The organism is Bartonella sp. Raccoon60, assembly GCF_002022585.1.
Taxonomy (GTDB): Bacteria; Pseudomonadota; Alphaproteobacteria; order Rhizobiales; family Rhizobiaceae; genus Bartonella; species Bartonella rochalimae.
Genome location: NZ_CP019786.1, coordinates 1,303,945 through 1,327,426 on the forward strand (window position 1 = coordinate 1,303,945; position 23,482 = coordinate 1,327,426).

General features: G+C 39.5%; 21 protein-coding genes and 1 pseudogene. 12 read left to right on the plus strand and 10 right to left on the minus strand.

Annotated features, from left to right (window positions below; all coding sequences use genetic code 11):
• Positions 1 to 17: 17 nt before the first annotated feature.
• From ftsH to Bra60_RS05825, 4 genes and pseudogenes are all read right to left on the minus strand, one after another.
• A complete protein-coding gene (gene ftsH / locus Bra60_RS05795) occupies positions 18 to 2,108 on the minus strand; it encodes an ATP-dependent zinc metalloprotease FtsH (RefSeq protein ID WP_078688889.1) in 2,091 nt (696 codons plus the stop codon).
• A gap of 151 nt (positions 2,109 to 2,259) precedes the next feature.
• Positions 2,260 to 3,722, minus strand: a pseudogene (tilS, locus tag Bra60_RS07625) (tRNA lysidine(34) synthetase TilS).
• An 855-nt stretch (positions 3,723 to 4,577) separates the two neighbouring features.
• Positions 4,578 to 5,084, minus strand: a complete 507-nt coding sequence (pal, locus tag Bra60_RS05820) for a peptidoglycan-associated lipoprotein Pal (RefSeq protein WP_078688893.1) — start codon at positions 5,082 to 5,084, stop codon at positions 4,578 to 4,580.
• A gap of 209 nt (positions 5,085 to 5,293) precedes the next feature.
• Entirely contained in the window at positions 5,294 to 5,989 is a 696-nt protein-coding gene (locus Bra60_RS05825) for a DUF1013 domain-containing protein (protein WP_078688894.1), read from the minus strand.
• Between the two features lie 334 nt (positions 5,990 to 6,323).
• Between Bra60_RS05825 and Bra60_RS05830 the strand changes: the two genes are divergently transcribed.
• A complete protein-coding gene (locus Bra60_RS05830; protein ID WP_078688895.1) occupies positions 6,324 to 7,073 on the plus strand; it encodes a YebC/PmpR family DNA-binding transcriptional regulator in 750 nt (249 codons plus the stop codon).
• Between the two features lie 473 nt (positions 7,074 to 7,546).
• On the opposite strand, the gene rpmE is transcribed toward Bra60_RS05830, so the two are convergent.
• Positions 7,547 to 7,768 (minus strand): 50S ribosomal protein L31, encoded by a 222-nt coding sequence (gene rpmE / locus Bra60_RS05835; protein WP_035006561.1) that lies wholly within the window; start codon positions 7,766 to 7,768, stop codon positions 7,547 to 7,549.
• 188 nt (positions 7,769 to 7,956) lie between these two features.
• Here rpmE and Bra60_RS05840 point away from each other — a divergent pair, with 188 nt between their 5' ends.
• Positions 7,957 to 9,813, plus strand: coding sequence for an ABC transporter transmembrane domain-containing protein (locus tag Bra60_RS05840; RefSeq protein ID WP_078674000.1), 1,857 nt, complete (start codon positions 7,957 to 7,959; stop codon positions 9,811 to 9,813).
• A gap of 188 nt (positions 9,814 to 10,001) precedes the next feature.
• On the opposite strand, the gene Bra60_RS05845 is transcribed toward Bra60_RS05840, so the two are convergent.
• The 4 genes from Bra60_RS05845 to Bra60_RS05860 all read right to left on the minus strand — a co-directional run bounded on the left by Bra60_RS05845 (position 10,002) and on the right by Bra60_RS05860 (position 13,221).
• Positions 10,002 to 10,793, minus strand: coding sequence for an inositol monophosphatase family protein (locus Bra60_RS05845; RefSeq protein ID WP_078688896.1), 792 nt, complete (start codon positions 10,791 to 10,793; stop codon positions 10,002 to 10,004).
• 3 nt (positions 10,794 to 10,796) lie between these two features.
• A complete protein-coding gene (gene efp, locus Bra60_RS05850) occupies positions 10,797 to 11,369 on the minus strand; it encodes an elongation factor P (protein WP_035006559.1) in 573 nt (190 codons plus the stop codon).
• A gap of 137 nt (positions 11,370 to 11,506) precedes the next feature.
• Complete coding sequence (locus tag Bra60_RS05855; RefSeq protein ID WP_236823916.1) at positions 11,507 to 12,541, minus strand: tetratricopeptide repeat protein; 1,035 nt, start codon at positions 12,539 to 12,541, stop codon at positions 11,507 to 11,509.
• A complete protein-coding gene (locus Bra60_RS05860; RefSeq protein ID WP_078698146.1) occupies positions 12,538 to 13,221 on the minus strand; it encodes a thiamine phosphate synthase in 684 nt (227 codons plus the stop codon). Before Bra60_RS05860 ends, Bra60_RS05855 begins: the two co-directional genes overlap by 4 nt.
• Before the next feature lie 105 nt (positions 13,222 to 13,326).
• On the opposite strand from Bra60_RS05860, the gene Bra60_RS05865 reads away from it, so the two are divergent.
• From Bra60_RS05865 to tolB, 10 genes are all read left to right on the plus strand, one after another.
• A complete protein-coding gene (locus Bra60_RS05865) occupies positions 13,327 to 14,448 on the plus strand; it encodes an OpgC family protein (RefSeq protein ID WP_078698147.1) in 1,122 nt (373 codons plus the stop codon).
• Positions 14,449 to 14,627: 179 nt separating this feature from the next.
• Positions 14,628 to 15,146, plus strand: a complete 519-nt coding sequence (locus Bra60_RS05870; protein WP_078689067.1) for a DUF1465 family protein — start codon at positions 14,628 to 14,630, stop codon at positions 15,144 to 15,146.
• Between the two features lie 207 nt (positions 15,147 to 15,353).
• Positions 15,354 to 15,863 carry a crossover junction endodeoxyribonuclease RuvC gene (gene ruvC / locus Bra60_RS05875; protein WP_078674124.1) on the plus strand — a complete coding sequence of 170 codons (510 nt, stop codon included), beginning with the start codon at positions 15,354 to 15,356 and terminating at the stop codon, positions 15,861 to 15,863.
• A 175-nt stretch (positions 15,864 to 16,038) separates the two neighbouring features.
• Positions 16,039 to 16,686: a Holliday junction branch migration protein RuvA gene (gene ruvA / locus Bra60_RS05885; protein ID WP_078698149.1), complete on the plus strand. Its 648-nt coding sequence runs from the start codon at positions 16,039 to 16,041 to the stop codon at positions 16,684 to 16,686.
• Positions 16,686 to 17,768, plus strand: a complete 1,083-nt coding sequence (ruvB, locus tag Bra60_RS05890) for a Holliday junction branch migration DNA helicase RuvB (RefSeq protein WP_078688901.1) — start codon at positions 16,686 to 16,688, stop codon at positions 17,766 to 17,768. The genes ruvA and ruvB overlap by 1 nt, the downstream gene beginning before the upstream one ends.
• Positions 17,761 to 18,231 (plus strand): tol-pal system-associated acyl-CoA thioesterase, encoded by a 471-nt coding sequence (ybgC, locus tag Bra60_RS05895; protein WP_078688902.1) that lies wholly within the window; start codon positions 17,761 to 17,763, stop codon positions 18,229 to 18,231. The genes ruvB and ybgC overlap by 8 nt, the downstream gene beginning before the upstream one ends.
• Before the next feature lie 146 nt (positions 18,232 to 18,377).
• Positions 18,378 to 19,091: a protein TolQ gene (gene tolQ, locus Bra60_RS05900; protein ID WP_035006551.1), complete on the plus strand. Its 714-nt coding sequence runs from the start codon at positions 18,378 to 18,380 to the stop codon at positions 19,089 to 19,091.
• A gap of 11 nt (positions 19,092 to 19,102) precedes the next feature.
• Positions 19,103 to 19,555 (plus strand): protein TolR, encoded by a 453-nt coding sequence (gene tolR, locus Bra60_RS05905; protein ID WP_078674005.1) that lies wholly within the window; start codon positions 19,103 to 19,105, stop codon positions 19,553 to 19,555.
• Between the two features lie 76 nt (positions 19,556 to 19,631).
• Positions 19,632 to 20,783 (plus strand): cell envelope biogenesis protein TolA, encoded by a 1,152-nt coding sequence (locus tag Bra60_RS05910; RefSeq protein WP_078692478.1) that lies wholly within the window; start codon positions 19,632 to 19,634, stop codon positions 20,781 to 20,783.
• A 37-nt stretch (positions 20,784 to 20,820) separates the two neighbouring features.
• Entirely contained in the window at positions 20,821 to 22,143 is a 1,323-nt protein-coding gene (gene tolB / locus Bra60_RS05915) for a Tol-Pal system beta propeller repeat protein TolB (RefSeq protein ID WP_035006548.1), read from the plus strand.
• A 291-nt stretch (positions 22,144 to 22,434) separates the two neighbouring features.
• Here tolB and Bra60_RS05920 read toward each other — a convergent pair whose 3' ends face one another.
• Entirely contained in the window at positions 22,435 to 23,466 is a 1,032-nt protein-coding gene (locus Bra60_RS05920) for a class I fructose-bisphosphate aldolase (protein ID WP_035006547.1), read from the minus strand.
• Positions 23,467 to 23,482 lie beyond the last annotated feature (16 nt).

A 23,482-nucleotide genomic window follows, 5' to 3' on the forward strand; every position in this document is an offset into this window, starting at 1 on the left:
AGGATAATAGGTTTTAGTTAAGCATCATTAGCAGGAGTTTGTTTTTTCTTTCGTTCAGAAGTCTGAGACTTTTCTGACGTTTTTTCTTTACTTCTGGAAACATCTCCTGTTTCAGCTTTATCAGATTTATTGGCCTCGGTTTTATTTTTTGTGCTTCGTGATTTTGTTTCAGCATCACTGGCCTCACCCTCGTGATTGGAACTGTCTTTTTCAAGATGAGACGTATCGTGTTTTCCTTTTTTCCCCGTTTTAGGTACAACAGAGGTTCGCGGATTCTGATCTTCACTTGCTTGTGCACGAACAGGAGGTTTGCCCTGAATGATATGATTAATTTCTTGACCTGTTAAGGTTTCATATTCCAACAAACCTTGAGCAATAGCCCACCACTGTTTCTTTTTTTCTTTCAAAATTTTTGTTGCACTTTTGTAAGCATCATCAATCAGCTTACGGACCTCAGCATCGATCATACGGGCTGTCTCTTCAGAGATATTTTGTGTTCTTGCTACGGAATGACCTAAAAAAACCTCATCTTGATTATCACCATAAGCAACATTTCCGAGAATATCGGAAAATCCCCATCGTGTGATCATTGCTCTGGCCAACTTTGTTGCTTGTTCAATATCAGAAGCTGCTCCAGAGGTGATATTTTCTTTTCCAAATTTCAATTCTTCGGCAACCCTTCCCCCCATCATAATAGCCAAACGTGAAATCATCCACCGATAGCTCATAGAATAACGGTCCCCTTCTGGCAATTGCATGACCATACCCAGAGCCCTTCCTCTTGGTACAATTGTTGCTTTATGAACAGGGTCAGCAACGGGAACACTCAAAGCGACAATCGCATGTCCTGCTTCGTGGTAAGCTGTCAGTTCTTTTTCCTCTTGTGTCATAGCAGTTGAACGCCGTTCAGCCCCCATCATCACTTTATCTTTGGCATCTTCGAACTCTTGCATTGTGACCACTCTTTTATTCCGGCTTGCAGCCATTAAAGCAGCTTCATTGACAAGATTCATTAAATCAGCTCCGGAAAATCCCGGCGTTCCTCTTGCTAATATTTTCAGATCAACATTAGGAGCCAGAGGCACATTCCGCACATGAACTTTTAAGATTTGTTCCCGTCCAGATACGTCGGGATTGGGCACAACAACTTGTCGATCGAAACGTCCAGGTCTTAATAAAGCAGGATCGAGAACATCAGGACGATTTGTTGCAGCAATTAAAATAATGCTTTCATTGGGTTCAAATCCATCCATTTCAACCAACAGCTGATTCAATGTTTGTTCGCGTTCATCATTTCCTCCGCCCAATCCTGCACCACGATGACGGCCTACAGCATCAATTTCATCGATAAAGATAATACAAGGAGCATTTTTTTTGGCTTGTTCAAACATATCACGAACACGGCTTGCTCCAACTCCGACGAACATTTCTACAAAATCGGATCCAGAAATGGTAAAAAAGGGCACATTCGCTTCCCCTGCAACAGAACGAGCAAGCAAAGTTTTCCCCGTTCCTGGAGGTCCTACGAGCAAAACGCCCCGTGGAATACGTCCACCTAAGCGTTGAAATTTTTGTGGTTCCCGCAAAAAATCAACAATTTCTTGTAAATCCTGCTTAGCCTCTTCAACACCAGCAACATCTTGAAAAGTGACTCTTCCATGAGCTTCTGTCAGCAATTTTGCTTTTGATTTCCCAAAACCCATCGCACCGCGTGATCCATTTTGCATTTGTCGCATAAAGAAAACCCACGCGCCCACGATAATAATAACAGGAAGCAACGAAAATAATAAATTAAGAAAGATATTATTCCCAGAATTTTCTGGAATCGCTTTAACATTGACTTTTTTGTTTTCCAATTTTTGCACCAACCCTGGATCTCTTGGTGCATAGGTTGAAACCACCCTCTGATCTGTCGTTTTTCCTACTAATTTTTGCCCTTGAATAGTGACAGTTTTAAGCTCGCCATTCTCAACTTTTTGTAAAAACTCAGAATAGGATACTTCGCCATTTCCAGAACGCTGACTGTCTCCATTAAAAAGAGAAAACAACACGATTAAAACAACGGCGATGATCCCCCAAATCAAGAGGGAACGATAATTGGAATTCATATTAAGCCCATTTATTTAAATAGAGTTTCTTAAGAGTCGTGTTCAACATATAATCTTGTTTCTTCCTTGCCAAGATACAAGAGCTATTTATTCTGTTTTAAAATGATTTTTCTTCATCCTTTTTCCCCTTTTTTCTGTAAATTTTCATTTTTTATTCATGATTAAAATTAAAAAAAGGTCCTACAACACTGACAATCGCTGCATCCTCCTGTGATAATAACCAATGAAATGGTGCCATAATTCGTTTTATTATAATATTGTGTTGACAATAAAAATGAGGTGTTAATTCTGGAATATCAACCCCCTTTTCATGAGAAATCATCACCAACGATTGCAAAGAGGGGAAATGAGGGGATTCGAGATCACTTTTTCCTTGATCGAGAAAAGCTTTCAGATGAAGCAAATCCGCAGGCCCCACACGTATGGCTGACGTATCATGATTGATAATTTGATAGCGCTGATCCCATATAAAGATTTCTCCCGGAGCAATCATTGCTTCTTGAATATGACGTGCTTCGCGCCATATAGCAATTCCTTTTCGGCTATATTCAATAACCGCCCCAGCTAGAGTAAACCGTTTTTTTTCTGGATCATGCAAAGATAATTTTTGGTCCAGAACAGCTAATTTTTGAGAAGACAGCAAATACGAACTTCCCCCCATGAGAACAATAAAAAGCCCGACAACAAAGGGAAAAGCATGATGTTTCTGTAAAAAGGAAGGAGGTTGTCCGATAAAACAGCGCCCATACTCCACAGTAATATCCAAGGCTAAGATCAAATCTGCAACTTTTTGCGCTTGAACCCGACGTTGCAATGCAGCTTTATGAACCTTTTGAGCAATTTCCGTCAGCTTTTTTTGATGAAGAACATGACGCACACGCACACGTTCAAATTTTAAATCCTCATTTGTTGGATCATCAATCCATTTTGATTCCTGCAAAGATAAATAAGCACGCAGCGTTTTACGCCTTACCCCAAGTAACGGCCGAATCAAACGTACTTTGCCATACAACAAAGCTTCCCTTGGCATACAAGATAAACCGCGCTCATATCTTTCTTCATCATTTTCAGCAGATCTTTTTGACTCTTTTCCTTTAAGATCTGCATTTCTTCATTTGCAGATTCCCTCTCTTTTCCCTTCTCTTCCCAAAGTATTTCTGGAATTTCTTGTTGTGCACCATCTGTTTTCTTTTGACTTCGTTGAACACGCATTTGGTAAGTTTCAGCCTGATCATTGAGCGTATGCCCTGTCATGATCAGTGTTGCACCTTGTTTTTGTGCTTCTTTGAACAGTAAATCATACCGTGCAATCCGCGCTTTTTCGCTTATTTGTGTCCTCGGCTTTTTACCTTCCCACCGTACAACGATATGCTTTATCTGCAAGGCATGGCAAATCTTTGCAACACTTTCTGCTTCATACGCTGATTCCTCACGTAATTGATGATCAATGGTTACAACAATCACCTCTGGAGCAAGAGGCACTATTTTTAAATGCTCTTTGACCAAAAACAATAAAGCTAACGAATCGCCTCCTCCAGAAACCCCTAAAATCAATTTCTGACAATGAGCAAAGTCTGTTTTTTTAAAAAGATTTTTTGCTAATTTAATAGACACTGAGAACGACTGCACTCCTCATTTAAAGCACGGACAAAAACACCTCTAATATTTTAGTCTCTTTTGATTTATCTTTAAGTTATCACAAACTTTACTCTTTTGATCAATCCATTATACACTGGATTAAAATCGGCAAAATCGCAAAACTATAAAGTATTTTTATCTTTCCAACTCTTCATAAAAGAGGATAGCGCTTCATAAAACTCTTTTTATCACTCTATAGCTTCAGCTGCATGTCTTCAAGAATTGATGATCAAAACACTTAATAAATGGCGTAAAAATTCTTGCATCCACACAATAAAGAAAACCTTCGATCACAGCAAATATGATACAGTATATGCCCCTCACAGCATTGTAGAAAAAATGCACCTCTTTGCTTGAGCGCTCCTTCCTATGATTGCTCTGCGTTATATCCTCTAGACAAACATTACAGGGATTATAATTGGCTGCCGCATCATCTTTCATCCCTTCCCGCATCAACCTTCTTTACAGTTTCCCTCATCCATCTCTTGAGAAACTCAATACACAAAGGAATTATGGATCAAATAAAGCACTCTTGCTTCTTAATCAAAAATCGCTTTTCTCTCTGTATTACACTGTTATATGTAAACACAGTTTGACACTTTTCGATTTTAAAAAGCATAGAATATTTTTCTCTCTGACGGAAAAAGGAAGAAAAGAATTTTTTAAATATTCTACAGAGAAGACTACAAACGAAGCCAAAATGAGAAGAAAATTCCCCACTCTGTTGTTCCCTTTCTGTTTTTTGCCTCTATCTTCTTTTCTTTTTATCCCTTCTCGGCATTTCATTCCTTTACCCAAACTACTGACGGGTCTCTTTCAACCCTTTATTTGTTAATAACTTCCCGTATTATTAATGACCAAAACGGCACGCCGATTTTGGTTCCAACAAGAGATGTTATCACAAACTGCTACAGGTCTTTCTTTTCCGTAAGAGATCGTATTCATTCGTTGGGAAGAGACACCCAAAGAAATGAGGTGATCACGCACCGCAACAGCACGGCGTTGTCCAAGAGCTAAATTGTACTCACGTGTTCCGCGTTCATCGGCATGCCCCTCAATCGTAATAGAATAGTGCGGATAACGGAGCAACCATTCTGCTTGACGGGCTAAAATATATTCAGCATCCGATTCAATAGAAGAGGAATCCAAACTAAAAAAAACACGATCCCCAACATTAACAGTGAAGTCTTGTGACGAACCCGCCTGTGCATTATTATACCCAGACTGACCGAGAGAATTTGTTGCATCAATACTTTTTTTGCCACAACCGATCAAAGTTAATAACAAACAAAAAACTACCGCAAGTGGGTAGCGAACAATATTTCGAAGAGAGTTCATAAACCAGTTCTCCTTAATTTTTAGCATCATCATAAACAGATGCTTTTCTTCTCACAATCTCTCCGAAAATAAAAGTTTATCCTCTTTTATTTTCTCTTTTTTCTCCCCTCTTCTCACGTTTTCAGTGAATGTTTCGCCTCCTTTTCTTTCTAAAATGCTTTTTTTCAGTTTATCTAAGATTTTCTGCCTCATTTATACAGCTTTGCTTATTATTCTTGCTCTTCCTCTTGAGATTTTGTTTGCAGAGCGTTGAGTTTAGCAAACACAGTATCAGCATCGAGATTTTTGTCAAAAGTTTTTTCAAGTTCACTCTCATCAAGAGTAACATTTTCTGTCACCGATGTAGGGAGTAAAGTTTTATCTCCCTCCATAGGGAGAGGAAGATTTTTTGCTGCTCGTTGCAATTCAAAATCCAAATCAATTTGCGAACATAACCCTAATCCTACCGGATCAAGAGGAACTAAATTATTACTGTTCCAATGGGTTCTATTACGAATTTGCTCGATCGTTCCTTTGGTTGTGCCAATCAATCGAGCGATTTGCACATCTTTTAATTCAGGATGATTGAGAATCAACCATAAGACACCATTCGGACGATCTTGACGTCGAGACAAAGGAATATAGCGTGCCCCTTTGCGTTTAACTTGAGGAACGCGCACTTTTGATTCAGAAATTTTCAATCGCGCTGTTGCATCTGCTTCAACACGTGCAATTTCACTCCGTGTTAACTGACCAGAACTAATAGGATCCAAACCTCTAATTCCGTGTGCAGCTTCACCATCAGCGATTGCTTTGACCTCCAACACATGCAATTGACAAAACTCCGCAATCTGATCAAAAGAAAGTGCTGTATTATCGACTAACCAAACAGCTGTTGCTTTAGGCATCAAAAGTTGCGTTGACATGTTTATTATATCCTTTTATCGACCTCTTTTTGAGGCAAGTTATTGCCCACTCTGAAACTTTGGAGCACTATGACCTTTCATCATAGAAGACTTTCACCCCTTCTAATAAGATGAAATACAAAATAAGTCACTTAATGACTATGAAATCACGATCTTTATACCCTGATTTTTGCCCCACGACAAGAGATCTCTCTTATAACAATCATAATCAGAATGTCTTTACCTTTGAGGAGAATTTTTTTATAAAGGTTTTCTTTATTCTCTTTCATTCTTTTTATGATACATTTATTCTTCAAAGAGGAAATGTTTGATCATCCAAACAAAAAGGTAAGCCATGGCAGGCCATTCACAATTTAAAAATATTATGCACCGTAAAGGACGCCAAGATGCAATGCGTTCAAAAATATTTTCCAAACTTGCACGTGAAATTACGGTTGCAGCCAAACAAGGCTCTCCTGACCCAACAATGAATCCACGTTTAAGACTCGCGGTTCAAAATGCAAAAGCACAATCAATGCCGAAAGATAATATTGAACGCGCGATTAAAAAAGCTTCAGGGAGTGATGTCGAAAATTATGATGAAGTCCGCTATGAAGGATATGGTCCCGGCGGTGTGGCTGTTATTGTTGAAGCCTTAACCGATAACCGAAATCGTACGGCTTCAAATGTCCGTGCTGCTTTTACAAAATCAGGAGGCGCCTTAGGAGAAACAGGTTCCGTTAGCTTTATGTTTAATCGCATTGGTGAAATTATTTATAAATTTGAATCTGGCACCGCAGACACTATTATGGAAGCAGCCATTGAAGCAGGAGCTGAAGACGTACAATCGGAAGAAGAAGGAGGCCACCATATTTTCTGTGCCTTTGAGGATATCGGTGAAGTTTCGAAAATTCTTGAAACCACACTTGGCGAAGCAGAATCTATCAAAACCATTTGGAAAGCAACCACCCTAGCACCCATTGATGAAGAAAAAGCGCTTTCTGTTTTACGTTTAATTGTAACCTTAGAAGAAGATGACGATGTGCAGAATGTTTATGCCAATTTTGACGTTAGTGATGAAATTTTAGCAAAATTGTCGGCATAATCTTTTATTCCGTTCCTTATTGACGGAAATTTCATAGGCAAAACAAAAGAACGAAAAGGAAAAAAGAAGCAAACATCCTGTTTGAAAAAGAATCTTCACTCGTTAAGGAAGGATTTTTATTTGACCTCTTTAAATGCAGAGAGGCTTTTTTCTTTTATTTTCTAAAAACAGCATTGCCTTTGTTTTTCACACGCAGAATTTTCAGCACTTTTTCTTTATTCTAGAGTTTTTTATTTCTCTGTTCTGTAACTTTTTTGATCGAGGATTAGGACTCTTGAGTTTTTCACTTATTTTTGGGATTCTTCAAAGATCTTTTACGCTTCTCTATCAAAATAAGGCTTTCTCCATCTAAAGCCTTCCCTTTTGACTTAAGCAATTAAATGCGTCCTATTTTTTCTTTGCAAAAAAAACAGAGCTCTCTTTAAGAGCTCTTGCAAAACGCATACAATTTATACCGCATATTCCTGAAAATTTTAGAAGCCAAGGCCCCCAAAGCGATTTTTAAACTTAGAAACACGCCCATCACGATCGACAAATGTTTGCGACCCTCCAGTCCAAGCTGGATGGCTTATTGGATCAATATCCAAATTCAGGGTATCCCCTTCTTTGCCCCATGTTGAACGCGTCACATATTTTGTTCCATCAGTCATCACAACATTAATCATGTGGTAATCAGGGTGAATATTGGGTTTCATACGACAAACTTTCTATTTCCACACAACGAAATAGCACTTTATGCATTTTTTAAGTGCGCTCTCCTTGTCTTTTTGATACACTTATTCAATTAAAATTTCAATAGCTGAGCACACATGAAAAAACAAGTATTCAAAATGTTTGAATTTCTTAAAATTTTATTGTCAACCCAATTAAGATACAAAATCCCATGCAATTCCTGAATCTCTCAGAAAAATCTAAGAAGCCTTTTAAAGCGAAATATTCTTTTTCTTTATTGTCCAGTTTTAGCCCTTATATAAAACGCTACAATTGGCTTATATTTTGCGCTTTTCTGTCTTTATTGGTTGCGGCTTTTGTCACTCTTGCGTTACCCGTTGCCATTCGTCAAATGCTTGATCATGGTTTTTCGGCTCCAAGCAATGGCAAGATTCATTTCTATTTTGGTATTTTATTTATCTTAGCTTTCCTGCTTGCTCTGGCTTCCGCCATCCGTTACTATTGTGTCGTTACATTGGGTGAGCGATTTATTGCTGATTTACGGCGTGATGTTTTTCAGCATATTCTGCACCTTTCTCCTGATTTTTTTGATGATTCCCATTCAGGAGAAATTGTTTCACGCCTCTTAACGGATACAACCCAAATAAAATTAGCAGTAGGATCGACAACCTCGACAGCATTGCGTCATCTTATTGTTGTGATTGGAGCCATTGTCATGATGGTCATCACAAACGCTAAACTCTCCTTTTTAGTTTTGATTTCCATTCCCCTGATTGCAATTCCCCTGATTATTTTTGGACGCAAAGTACGCACACGCACACGCACAACGCAAGACCGCTTGGCGGAAGCCAATGCTTTAGCCTCCGAACAGGTGAGCGCCATTCGCACGGTCCAAGCTTTTACAGCCGAAAAAGATATCTCTGAACGTTTTTCAATGTTAATTGAACGTGTTTTTCAAACTGCTCGTACTTCTGTGATTCTTCGTTCTTGCTTCACAGGCTTTATGATTTTTCTAGTCTTTAGTAGTATTGTCGCTATTTTATGGATTGGATCACAGGATATGTTGCATGGCACCATGACAAGCGGAACTCTCGGCCAATTTGTTCTCTATGCGGTTTTTGCAGCAACAACCTTTACACAATTATCCGAGATTGGTGCAGAATTAGTGCAAGCAGCAGGAGCAGCAGAACGTCTTGCTGAATTATTACAAAAGAAACCCACTATTACAACACCTGCATCTCCTTTATCGCGTGCCCTTCCCATTCAAGGATCTCTTATTTTTGATCGTGTTCATTTCAGCTACCCTTCCAGACCAGAAAAAAAGATTTTTCGTGATTTATCTTTTTCTATCAAAGCAGGAGAAACTGTTGCTTTTGTTGGCCATTCAGGTGCAGGGAAAAGTACTCTTTTTTCCCTTATTCTGCGTTTTTATGATCCTATTAGTGGTCAAATCAAGTTTGACGGCATTGACATTAACCGCCTTTCCCTTCACGATTTACGTTCTTCGATTTCCTATGTTCCTCAAGAAATCGATATTTTTGAAGGAACAATTCGCGAAAATATAGCCTTTGGTGCTCACAATCCTAATCAAGAACAAATTATTGCTGCAGCCCAAGCAGCCAATGCATCTGAATTTATCGACTCCTTACCAAAGGGTTTTGACACTCAAGTAGGCGAAAGAGGCATCACGCTTTCAGGAGGACAAAAACAACGCATTGGTCTTGCACGAGCGATCTTGAGAAATGCTCCTCTCCTATTATTGGATGAAGCAACATCAGCCTTAGATGCAACGAACGAAAAGCTGGTACAAAAAGCCTTAGATGAACTCATGAAAAATCGCACAACTTTGGTCATTGCTCACCGTTTAGCAACAGTCTTAAAAGCAGATCGTATTCTTGTAATGGATCAAGGCTCTATTGTTGAAGAAGGAACGCACACACAATTGATTGAGAAAAATGGAATTTATGCCCGTTTAGCTAAACTGCAATTTTCGCCTGAACAAACTTCACAAAAAATGAAACCAAACAAATCTCAAGAAAATAAAAAAAGAAAATCCTCAAAAAAATAAAGTCCAAAACCTCAAATCTAAAGAATATATGCCAACTGATTTGTGCTTCCCTTCAAACAACGCTGATCAATACTCAAACGAAAAAGAAAACCATCCCCATTTTTCTCGCCAGACATTTACTTTTCGTAAAGCCTCGCTTTTCTTTCTTCTGTAAAAGCTGCTTTCCTCTGTAAAAAGTTTGTATTTTATCACGTTCCTTTTTTGAGGATTTTTCGTAATTGGGTGTGAATAATCTCATTACCAGCAACAATATTTTTTTTATCAAAAATATCTTGCCTGCCGTCTTTATCGCTTACAAATCCACCTGCTTCACGAATCATCAAAAGTCCAGCGGCCATATCCCAAATTTGAAGATGATTTTCCCAAAAGCCATCGACCCTTCCAGCAGCCACATAAGCCAAATCAAGAGAAGCAGCGCCGAAACGACGAATTCCAGAAACTTCAGCCATTACATTGCGTAATTCCACCAAGTAGTTTCCGTGATTTGGATATCCCAAATGAGGTACCCCTGTAGCGATGATACAATGTTCCAATTGGCGTCGTGCTGCGACACGACAACGGCGATCATTGAGAAAAGCCCCACAGCCACGTTCAGCAGTAAAGAGCTCATCAAGAATAGGATTATAAATAACACCAGCGACGATCTGCCCTTGACGTTCTAAAGCAATTGAAACAGCAAAAAAAGGAAGACCATGCAAAAAATTTGTTGTCCCATCCAAAGGATCAACAATGAAACGATGCTGAGAATCTTCTCCGATAATTTCCTGAGACTCTTCCATCAGAAAGCCAAATTTTGGTCTTGCTTTGCTCAATTCAGTAAAAATAATTTTCTCAGCTTTATAATCTGCTCGGCTTACATAATCTCCTGGGCCTTTCAAAGATACTTGCAGATTTTGAATTTCACCATAATCACGCACCAAAGAACGGCCTGCTTTTATAGCGGCCTGCACCATAATATGCATGATTGCAGAATGAGCCATCTCTTATCCTTTTTCATTTGCACGACGTACATAACTCAACTCATTGGTATCCACAACGATACGCTCTCCTGAATTAATGAAAGGAGGAACAAGAATACGAATTCCATTTTCAAGCACAGCTGGTTTGTAAGAAGAGGTAACGGTTTGTCCTTTGATTGCGGGATCGGCTTCAGCAATGGTTACAGTTACTTGATCGGGCAGAGATACCCCAATGGGTTTTTCTTGGTAGAGCTCTACAGTCACGGTCATTCCATCGTTTAAGAAAGCAGCACGCTCGCCGACGAAATCTTTTTGCAATTCGAGCTGTTCATAGGAAAGTGAATCCATGAAGACCAAAACATCCCCTTGCTGATAAAGGAAAGTAAAATCTTTTTGTTCGAGTCGCACTCTTTCAACGGTTTCAGCGGCACGAAATCGCTCATTCAGCTTTGTACCATCGATCACATTTTTCATTTCAACCTGATTAAATGCGCCTCCTTTTCCTGGTTTAACGGCATTACATTTCACAACTGCCCATAAACCTCCTTGATGTTCAATCACATTTCCAGGTCGAATTTCATTTCCATTAATTTTCATTGTTCATCTCCAATTTGATAAGAACAGAGGAGACCTCTTATTTTACTTTTTACAAAAACCGTTGTGTTATTGAATATATGAATATTTTACACTACCATAAAACTTTAAACTTTCGTTTAAATGCCTTCTAAAAATTATTAGATCAATTTTTTTGCTTGTTGCACTGCTCTTTGTAATTGATCTCTATCCATCCTCTCAATCATGGTTTCAAGATCGGGAATTTTTGCTTTTTGAACTTTTGCAATCAAATACCACGCAGCAGCCATAATGAGATTCTCGGTTGTCCCAATCCCATCGCGATAAAGCCTTGCCAAATTGACCTGTGCGACCACAATATTTTTATGTGCACTGTCCAAAAATAAATTAAAAGCACGTTGAAAATCGTTTTCTCCTCCACGTCCCTGCAACAACCATTGTGCCAAAATAACTTGAGCCATTAAATGTTTATTTTGTGCTGCAACTTCCAAAAGTCTGCGCGCATTACCATCATTTTTGGGGATTGTAAAAGTGCCTACAGAAAGAATTTTCGCAGCAGCAAAAGCTGCTTCAGGATCTCCAAGAGAAGCACCTTTTAAGAACCATATTAACGCTTGTTCTATGCTCTCATTTTCTCGACTTTTTACATCACTCTCTTTTACATCTTCCTCCTCGGATGCTTTGTTTTCGTGCAAGGTTCTATAAAGGTGAATTTGCCCAGCATAAAAATAAGCTTCTCTAACACCAGCATGCATTGCTTTTTGAATGAATTCTTCGGCAAGATTTATATTTTTTTCGACGAATTTTCCATCAAACAACATCAAACCATAACGGAGCTGTGCTTGTGGTTCTTCTTGATTTGCAGCGCGTTCAAACCACAAAGCGGACTGTTTCCCATCAACAGGTCCGATACATCCTTCCATATACATTCGCCCTAACAAAGTCTGAGCAATTGGATCATTGTGTTCGGCACGCATGAGCGCGGCACGAAAAGCTTTTACATAATGCCCTTTGGTGTAATAATCATAGGCTTCATCATATTGACCGGCTTCTAAAGGCATCACAATTTTTTGAGCCTCTTGAATATTTTGAGAGATATCTACAATTTGCCCTCCCTGTTGAGCCTGTGAAGAACTTCCAAAAGCCATCACAAATGCGATTGTTCCCAGAATAAATACCCTGTAAAATTTATTCATGACTTTTCCCTCTCCGTCCGTAGAAGAACGTTTTGACATTTTTCTTTTATCATATCAAGCACCCTCAAAGGATCATCCTGCATAAAAATCATTTCTTCCACGGCAATAAATTCACAAGCGGTTTCCAAAGTTTCATCAAAAAATGCATATTCACTCCCCGCTTGAATAATGGCGGGCGTGTTCATAATCTCTGCCCACCATTGTGCCAGCTGAATATTTCGAGGATGGGCACGAGGTTTTTTGTCAGCACCTAATTTTCCAAAGAAAAGATAATCAACGCCTGTTTCAGCGATAACCATTGCAGAGTGGCGATTCTGAAAATTTCCACAACCAATTATTTTTTTTTCTTTTTTCAAGTTTTCGATAACTTGGGAAAGATTAAAATGGCTTTCTAAATGCAAACCATCCGCCTTGATCCGGCCGACAACACGACTTTGCTCAGCAATAATCAAAGCTGCGCCATTCTGCCGAATATCATGAGCATAGAGATGTCCACTCTTTTGCAAATGCTCTTCCCCCATTTTTTCCCCTTGCGAATCATACAGAATAACGCAAACAAAAGATTGCGTTTGCAAAATCTGACGAAATAAAACAGGATTGAGTGTACGATGGACATCAACTGTCAAAATCAACTGAGGGGAAAGACATTGCACAATTGGTTCACTTTTTTGTTTTGTCATCCTGCATCTTTCAACATTGCATTGCACGACTCACACTTAAAAACCATTTTATGGTCATGCGCTTTTAAAAACAGACTCTTTATTTGATACCTTAAGGGCCCCTTCATGACATATTCTAGAACGTCTTCTCATCATAATTTACAGATTCCCCGTGATACACGGATTGATGTTTGTCGTTCTTTAGCGCTGTTGACAATTTTCATCAACCATATTCCTGGTACATTTTATGAACATCTCACCCATAAAAACTTTGGTTTTTCTGATTCAGCAGAAATATTTGTCCTTCTTTCAGGCGTTTCACTTGGACTTAGCTTTCATGCGCGTTGGTATAAGTTACCTTTTTCTTCTCTGATGAGCAAACTTTGGAGAAGAGCTTTTCGCCTTTATAAAGCATATCTCTTTACTACTTTTGTCACCTTAGGCCTTTTTTGGGGAGCTTTTTCCCTGTGGCATTTAGAGAAATTCACCTCTATGAATAACGTAGGATTATTTTTTACAGACCCTTTTCTGGCATTTTTGAGTATTTTAAGTTTTGGTCATCAACTTGGCTATAACAATATTCTTTCGCTTTACGTTGTTTTCATGATTTTCGGGCCTTTTATGCTTTATTTGAGCTGTCGGCACAAGGGGCTTCTTCTTTTCACCTCCTTCACACTTTATGTTCTCTGTGGCCTTTATAGGATTGCGCCTCCTTCTTATCCTCTTCAAGGGCAATGGTTTTTAAATCCTCTTTCATGGCAATTTCTCTTTGTTATTGGCCTCACAACGACTCTCTTTCTCAAAGAGAAGAAATCGATTCCCTTTCGCCCTTTTTTGTTGACATTCTCTATCATCTATCTTGTTTTTTCTCTGTTATGGGTACGCTTAAATTGGTGGGGAAGCTTTAGTTGGCTTAGTTGGTCTTCCCCTTTGATTAATTTCAATAAAACTTTTTTAAGCCTCCCACGTCTGTTGCATATTCTTTCTTTATCTTCTTTGCTTATTTGTCTTCCTTGGATACATCAAAAGCTTCATGTCTCAACACGACATCCCTTAGCGATCTTAGGAAAACAGAGCTTACCGGTTTTTGTAACTGGAACTCTTTTTGCTATGTGCGGACAGATTTTAAAAACGGCAATGAACAGTACATTTATATGGGATAGTTTTTTGATCATAAGTGGCCTCTGTCTTCAATTTATGATCGCTTATTATTATGAAAACAAAAATGCGTATTCCACTTCACTGTAAAAAAAAACGGAGAAACCCTTCTCCTTCAAGCTCATTAACCTTAGCCTAAAAAGGACATTGCACAATAATGCTAAAAAAGGTACTTATTACCCTTCAGGAGGCATTTGAAAAAAGAAATTTCCGTAGTGTTATTTTTTAAATGTTCCCAAAATTGTTCTAGTTTTGGAGTATAGTAGGTGGTGAACGTACATGAGCGTCCACACAATCAAGCCATTGTCATGATTGAACACAATGCCTTTGAGAACGTGTTTAATCGTCTTTATGAAGAAACAATGGCCCTGATTGAAGAGACAGCAACTTATATTGATACAGAAGGTCGCTTAATTGCCCGCGATCTTTCGATAGAGCTCTCTGAAATTTATGGGAAAGAAGCAATGTATTTGAGTACACGTTTAATGCAAATTGCTTCTCAGCTTTTATTGATTCGAGCCGAGCGTGAAGGGGAAATGTCGCCGGAACAAATTCAAAAAGAGATCGCAAAAGTCTCTCTTTCCACCCCATCCCTTGAATCAAAATCTGCACACTGGAAAGAATTGCCAGAAGTTTTTCGTCACTTTGTCAAACGCTCGCTTCGATTAGAAAAAAGAATGCAGCATATGAACTATGATAAAAAACACACTTCTTTACAGACTGTATCTCAAAACAATCCAGTCAATAAACAACTTCAATTGCTTAAAACAGCTTTTCAGCGCCTTTAAGCACTTTCACCCTTAATGCCCTCTTAGACTTTCTTCTTCTATTTTTCTCTATAAAGGCCTTTAAAAAGAAAAAACAATTTTTTAAGGTTATATTTTTGTCTTTTTTTTCAAATATTTTTGAACTTTCTTTACTTTATATTTTCTTCTTTTGTTCTATTCGTTAACTCCATCTATTAAAATACTAAGAAATCAAATAAACTGGATTTTATGGTAGACACGATTCGCATCATAGGAATTGATCCTGGACTTCGACGTACAGGATGGGGGGTGATTGACCTATGCGGCAATCATCTCCATTTTGTAGCATCGGGAACACTTCACTCTAATGCGCAGAATGACCTTGCTTCTAGACTATGTGAACTTTATGAAGGGCTTTCAAAAGTTGTCCATCAATTTATGCCCCATGAAGCAGCTGTTGAACATGTTTTTGTCAATAAAAATGCTGCGGCCACTTTAAAACTTGGTCAAGCCCGTGCCATTGCACTCCTTGTTCCTGCTCAAGAAGGTCTTCCTATTTCCGAATATGCTCCGAATAAAGTCAAAAAATCAGTTATTGGTGTGGGACATGGAGAGAAAGAGCAAATTCACATGATGGTGAAAATTCTTCTCCCTCGAGCTGAATTTGATAGCAGTGATGCAGCCGATGCCCTAGCCCTTGCTATTTGCCATAGTGCTCACCACACAAATCCTTCTTACCGCCTAAAGGCAAGCGCATGATTGGGAAACGCAACACACCCCTAGCCCTTGCCATTTGCCACAGCGCTCAACACACACATTCTTCTGACCCCTCTACAGGCAAGCGCAGGATTGGAAAACGCAATACCTCCCTAGCCCTTGCCATTTGCCATAGTCCTCAACACACAAGTCCCTCTAACCGTTTAAAGGCAAGCGCATGATTGGGAAACTCAAAGGCATTCTTGAACATATTTTTAGCGATCACATTATTCTCGATGTGCAGGGTGTTGGATATATTATTTTTATCCCTAACCGCCTTCACTCTTCTTTACCAGCCATAGGTGAAAGTCTCAGTTTATTCATCGAAACCCATGTCCGTGAAGAAGCGATTCGGCTTTTTGGCTTTGCAACAAAATCTGAACAAGAATGGTTTTGCCTTTTACAAAATGTCCCGGGTGTTGGCGCAAAAGTTGCATTGGCAATTTTAGGATCCTTATCCGTTAATGAGCTCACCCAAGCAATTACCCTCAACGATATTGTGATGATCAGTCGTGCTCCAGGCGTTGGCAAAAAAGTCAGCGAAAGAATTGTAAGCGAACTCAAAAACAAAACGCTTCAATTTTCTAAAGAAGACAATAAGAATCTTGCTTTCTCGTCTTCTTTGACTTTTTCTTCAGAAGAGGAGTATCAGCCAACCAACGATGCTTTATTAGCGTTAATCAAGCTTGGTTTTGATCATGAAAAAGCGGCCACAGCTTTAGCTTCGGCCGTTTCTGCTCTTAAAGGAGAAACGATTTCCTCAGCACTTCTTGTGCGCCATAGTCTCAAACTTCTTTCCTCACAAAATCAAGGGAACAATGCATAATGCATAAAGATGATTCTCACCGCCTTCTCGGATCTATCCCTCTTCCTAACGATCCGGATCGCTCCTTAAGGCCTCAAACCCTAGATGATTTTATTGGTCAAGAAGCTGCCCGTGCGAATTTAAAAATTTTTATTGAAGCAGCGCGGACACGACATGAAGCCTTAGATCATGTCTTATTTGTTGGACCTCCTGGTTTAGGAAAAACAACACTTTCACAAATTATGGCAAAGGAATTAGGTGTTAATTTTCGTTCGACTTCAGGACCTGTCATTGCCAAAGCAGGTGATTTGGCAGCTCTTTTAACCAATCTAGAAGAGCGAGATGTTCTTTTTATTGATGAAATTCATCGTTTAAACCCGGCTATCGAAGAGATTTTATATCCGGCCATGGAAGATTATCAACTTGATCTTATCATTGGTGAAGGTCCTGCGGCTCGTTCAGTCAAAATTGACTTAGCTAAATTTACCTTAGTTGCAGCAACAACACGTTTAGGATTACTGACCACCCCTTTACGGGATCGTTTTGGCATTCCCATCCGATTAAATTTTTATACCATAGAGGAATTAGAATACATTGTTCAACGCAATGCGCGTCTTTTTTCAGTTCAGATCAGTGATGATGGCGCTCATGAGATTGCGCGCCGTTCCCGTGGGACCCCCAGAATTGCAGGGCGTCTTTTACGGCGTGTCTGTGATTTTGCTTTAGTCAAAAAGGCTGAAAAAATTGATCATACAATTGCTGATGCAGCTCTTTCACGTCTTGAAGTTGATCATCTTGGCCTTGATCCTTTAGACCGCCGTTATCTCATCCTCATTGCGCAAACTTTTTTAGGAGGGCCGGTTGGGATTGAAACAATTGCTGCGGCTCTTTCAGAACCGCGTGATGCAATTGAAGATATTATCGAACCTTACTTGCTTCAACAAGGCTTTATTCAACGAACAGCACGTGGGAGGATTTTAACAGAAAAAGCCTGGACACATTTAAGACTTTGTCCTCCCACAACAGCAGAAGCAATCAAAAAGGTTTCTTCATCAACGAAGACGTCTTCTCAATCTTCTCTGTGGGAGCAAGACAATGAATAAAACCACACCTTTGACACAATCACCTTCTTCCTCTTCTCATACTCTTCAAGCACGAATTTATGTGGCTGATACGGATTTTTCCGGTGTTGTTTATCATGCACGTTACCTTGAGTTTTTAGAAAGAGGACGTTCAGAATTTCTGCGTGATATGGGATTTAACAACAATGAATTACTCTCGGATAGCCAAGGGGAGAAATTATTTTTCGTCGTCCGTCATATGGACATCACCTTTTCCAAACCAGCCACGCTTGATGATCTTTTGACTATCAAAACATCCCTGCAAAGCATTCAAGGGGCGCGCTTTTTTATGAATCAGATCATTTTGCGCAATGAAATGACCTTAATTAAAGCAAAAGTTGAAATTGCCCTCATTAATCAAGAAGCAAAACCGCGCCGTTTACCTAAGAATCTCTCCTCTGCTCTTTTAAAAAGCGATCTTGGATCAGAAGTCCTTAAAGGGTAAACTGCTCTTGGAAGAAAATAAAGAAACTTTTTAGACATTTTTGTTAAAAAAACGCAACTTTGTTTTGTCAAATTTAGAAACTATAAAACAATATGCTGTAATGGACTGTAAAGAAATGAATCTTTCATTGAAGAGGTTAAAAGATCATGGCACAAGTAGAATTTGCAAGTCCAGAAACAATAGGAATATTAAGCCTATTTATGCAAGCCAATTGGATTGTAAAAGCTGTTATGCTTGGGTTAATCTTTGCCTCTATATGGAGCTGGGCTATTATTTTTGATAAGATCGTTTCTTATCGACGAATACGGCGTGATATCCACCATTTTGAGCGAAATTTTTGGTCAGGACAATCTTTAGACGACCTTTACAGCACCTATAAAAGTCAACGAAATAATAGTATGTCAATTGTTTTTCTTGCCGCAATGACGGAATGGAAAAAGTCACTCTCAAAAGGATTGCCCACACCCTTAAGCCTCCAATCTAGAATTGATAAAGCAATGGATCTAACCTTAGGCCGTGAAAGTGTAAAAATAGAATCACGATTAGGCTTTTTAGCAACTCTCGGATCTGCAGGTCCTTTCATTGGTTTATTTGGAACCGTTGTTGGAATTATGAATTCGTTTCTTTCTATTTCTGCCTCTCAAAATACATCGCTAGCAATTGTAGCTCCAGGCATTGCAGAAGCACTTTTAGCCACTGCCATTGGTTTGTTTGCGGCCATTCCCGCTGTTATTGCTTACAATAAATTGACAAGTGAAAGTGGGCAGATTATAGCAAAAATAGAAAATTTTGCTGATGAATTTTCGACAATTTTGTCACGGCGAATTGATGAAACAACATCCAACAATTCATCCTTATAAAGAGGTGTGCTATGGGACTCTCTGTTGCTTCTTCCGCTCACAAAACGACACGTAGACGGCGCCGTTCACGCACTTCTTTAATGAGCGAAATTAACGTTACACCTTTTGTCGATGTTATTCTCGTTTTACTGATTATTTTTATGGTATCCGCTCCTCTTTTGGTAAACGGTGTTCCTCTTGATCTCCCCCACAGCCAAGCAGGACCCGTGCAAATGGAAAGCACCCCCTTAACGGTTTCGCTTGATGCCCAAGGGCGTTTAGCTATCAATCAAAACTACTACGATACAAAAGAAGCTTTGATTGATCACCTCAAAGCCCTCTTAGCCGAGGATCCTAAGCAAAAGAACAAACGTATTTTTGTCCGTGCCGCCAAAACTGTTGAATATCAACAAGTTTTGCAACTTTTAGCACATATTCAAAAAGCAGGTTTTTCGCAGGTTGCTTTGGCCAGTTTAGGACAATAAAATTCTCTATAAACTGTTGCATTATCTATCTCAAAACTCCTTGCAAGAGTAAAAAACAAAACAGCAAGGCATACAAATGGAAAAAGGCTCTCATCACGGCATGAAGAAAAGTTTAACTTTATCATTTGCACTGCATTTCATTCTTTTCAGCTGGGGAATAATACACTTCACTCCCTCTTCTCCTTTCATGCAACACCCCTTAGAAATGGCTCCGATTACTTTATCTTCTCTTGACCAAGAGCTTGCTGTTCAAGAAGGCTCATCGAACGCTCCTCCTCTTGAAGACTCTGCTCCCAAACCAACGACGCAACCACAAGAAAAAGAAGATGCGCGTCATTTTGGTGAAGGAACGATGGATCTTCAAGCGCCCTTTCAGCCAAAAGAAAAAGTGCAATCTATAGATGCAACACCTTCTTCTTTTGGACAACAAGATGCATCGGATATCCCTGAAACATCCCTAAAAACGCAAAATTTGACAACAACAGAAACAGAAGCCTTATTCCACCCAGTACCAGAACTGACAAAAAATGAAGTGAAAACACCGCCACAAGAACCGGAATCAACAGACCAAACAGTTCCTCCTACAGCTTTAGAACAAACAAAGCCCGAAGATCCTCTTGAGAAAATACTAGAAGAACTTACTGAGGAAAGCCCTCATGAATCAACACCAACAATGACGCTTCCAGACACTATTCCTGTCCCATCGTTTAAACCAAAGGAAAAGCCGGTTGACCCTTCTCATCTTCAAAAGGCACAAAAATCTCCTCCCAAAGGAGAACAAACGATTGAAGACATTTTAGCAATGGAAAAAACACAGCTTATTAATCGTGCAAAAACCCAAGGGGGAGGTGCAAAACGTTCCAACAAACCAGAAGCTTTAGGTGCGCAAAAAAATATTGGTGATTCCGAAAAAAAAGCACAAACACTCGTTAATATTGTAGGCACCTGTATTCAACAAAAGCTCAAACTTGTTGCTATCGGAGGGAAGTTGAACAATCGCCCTGTTGTGCGTTTACAATTTTATTTAAATAATAATGGAAATGTGATAGGCGAACCAAAGATCGATCCTCTCAAAGGTGAAGAAAGTCAGCTTGCTATCATGACACAACAAGTTTATGCTGCTGTTTTTTCGTGCCAACCCTATGAAAATCTTCCCCGTGATCAATATAATTTATGGGGACAAGGCTTTGATTTTAATGTTGATCCTTTTCAAGAAACAGCACCATAAAACAACAGTTTTTATATAAAGAAAGGATGAAGACCACATGACTGTGATAAAACGTATAATTTCTTCCTTGTTTTTTTTCAGTGTATATTTATGGTTTTCCGGTTTTTCATCTTCATATGCACAGCTGAAAGGCACGATTGCAAAGGCTGATTTTAACCCCATTCCCATTGCCGTCGCGGATTTTGTTTCTCACGATTCATTAGGCATTAAAATTGCAGCTGTCGTTGCAGCAGATCTCGAAAGATCAGGCCTTTTTTTTCCCCTGCAGAAATCTTCTTTTCCTGAAATAACACCTAATCCCGATCAACAACCAAACTTTCCTGATTGGAAAAAAATAAACGCTCAAGGATTAGTCACAGGAAAAATTTATAGAGAAACAGATGGACGGCTTAAAGTTGATTTCCGTTTATGGGACGTTGCAGGCAAGCGACAAATCAAAGGACAACGCTTTTATACAGCAACGGAACGCTGGCGCCGTGTTGCCCATATGATTGCAGATGAAATTTATAGCCAAATGACAGGTGAAAAGGGCTATTTTGATACCCGCATTGTCTTTATTGATGAAACAGGACCACAGAATGCGCGTATCAAACGTTTAGCAATTATGGATCAAGATGGAGCAAATTTAATCTATCTTTCCGATGGCAGTGAACTTATCCTTACGCCACGTTTTTCTCCTAAGCGACAAGAAATCACTTATATGGCTTATGGGAAAAACAAAACACCTCATGTTTATCTCCAGCAAATGGAAGTAGGACAAAGAGAATTGATTGGAAGTTTTGATAACATGACCATTGCTCCCCGCTTTTCTCCGAATGGACAAAAGGTGATTATGAGTTTGTTACAAAACAATGGAAGTGCTAATTTATATACGATGGATTTACGCACACGGAAAATGACCCGTTTAACAGCAACCCAAGCGATTGATACATCAGCCTCTTATTCACCAGATGGCACTAAAATTGTTTTTTCCTCTGATCGGAATGGAAAACCACAAATTTATACGATGAACGTAGACGGCAGTGATCTCCAACGTATTTCTTCTAATGAAGGAAGCTATTCCACACCTATTTGGTCTCCGCGCGGGGATTATATTGCGTTCACAAAACAATTTCAGGGTCAATTTTCCATTGGCGTGATGCATCCTGATGGAAAAGGCGAGCGCATTTTAACAACAGGTTTCCATAATGAAGGTCCTACATGGGCACCCAATGGCCGAGTACTGATGTTCTTTCGTCAAAATCCAGGAGAAGGCTCAAAAATTTACACAATTGATATTACCGGACGCAATGAACGCCTCTTGCCCACTCCAAATGATGCCTCTGACCCAGCATGGTCTCCTCTCCTCAATATGCAATAAAAAGGATAAAGGACAAATAAAGAGACTATTCTCTTTTAAACTCTCAAAACTACTCTTACGGTCTTGCAGCCTTCTCTTTATACGCAACGGATTGTATCAGTGCTGTTTCGGTCAGATAAATTCCCCCGATCAATACTGCTCAAACCACGAAGAAGGGTATTTACTAAAGAATACACCCCTTGAGAAGAAGGAAAAATTATACATCTAAAACCCCTGTCTATCATTTCCATCATAAAGGACAGGGATTGAAGACAATCTAAAATTTGTTTTTATCTTCTCCTTTATTTTTCATTATGCACAAGACTGTTCTTGTTCTTTTGTCCACTGTCCTAAAGCCGCCAAATGGTTCATGCGCGCACGATGATAAAAAGCCTTTTGTGCCGCAGCGCTTTGTTCGGCTTTTCCACCCCATGCTTTCAAAGCTGCAGCTTGTAGCGCACGTCCATAAGAAAAAGTCAATTTCCAAGGCAATAAACCAAAACTATTCATAGCAGACAAATGCGCTGTTGCTTCTTCATCGGATTGCCCTCCAGAAAGGAAAGCAATTCCTGGAACAGCAGCAGGAACAGTTTGTTTTAGAACACGAACTGTCTTTTCAGCGACTTCATCAACGGAAGCCTTGCGTGCATCCTTGCCATCAATAACCATATTAGGTTTTAAAATCATGCCTTCCAAAAGAACACGTGCTTGAAATAATTCTTCAAAGACTCTTTTTAAAACTGTTTGTGTTACTTCAAAACAGCGAGCAATTGAATGCTGACGCGACGGACCATCCATCAAAACTTCAGGCTCCACAATTGGCACGAGTCCAACTTCCTGACACAAAGCAGCATAGCGTGCCAAAGCTTGAGCATTTTGATTGATTGCACCCCTTGTTGGCAAAGAATGTTCATCAATTGCAATCACCGCACGCCACTTAGCAAAACGCGCACCCAACGCATAATAATCCTTCAATCGCTCACGCAGACCATCCAATCCTTCTGTAATTGTTTCCTGAGGAAAAGCAGACAAAGGCTTAGCCCCTGTATCAACTTTAATGCCTGGCACAGCACCAGTATGACGAATGAGATCTGTTAACATTTGCCCTGTTGATGCTTTTTGACGAATTGTTTCATCAAATAAAATCACACCAGAAATAGCCATTTCCATTGCTTCTTTTGCTGAAAACAACATTTCACGATAAGCCCGACGATTTTCTTCGGTAGATTCGACACCAATGGTTTGGAATCGTTTTCCAATCGTTGCTGTACTTTCATCGGCTGCTAAAATGCCTTTTCCCGGACGAACCAGAGAAACTGCAATATCTTCAAGACGCTCACTCATAATCAAGCTCCTCTTT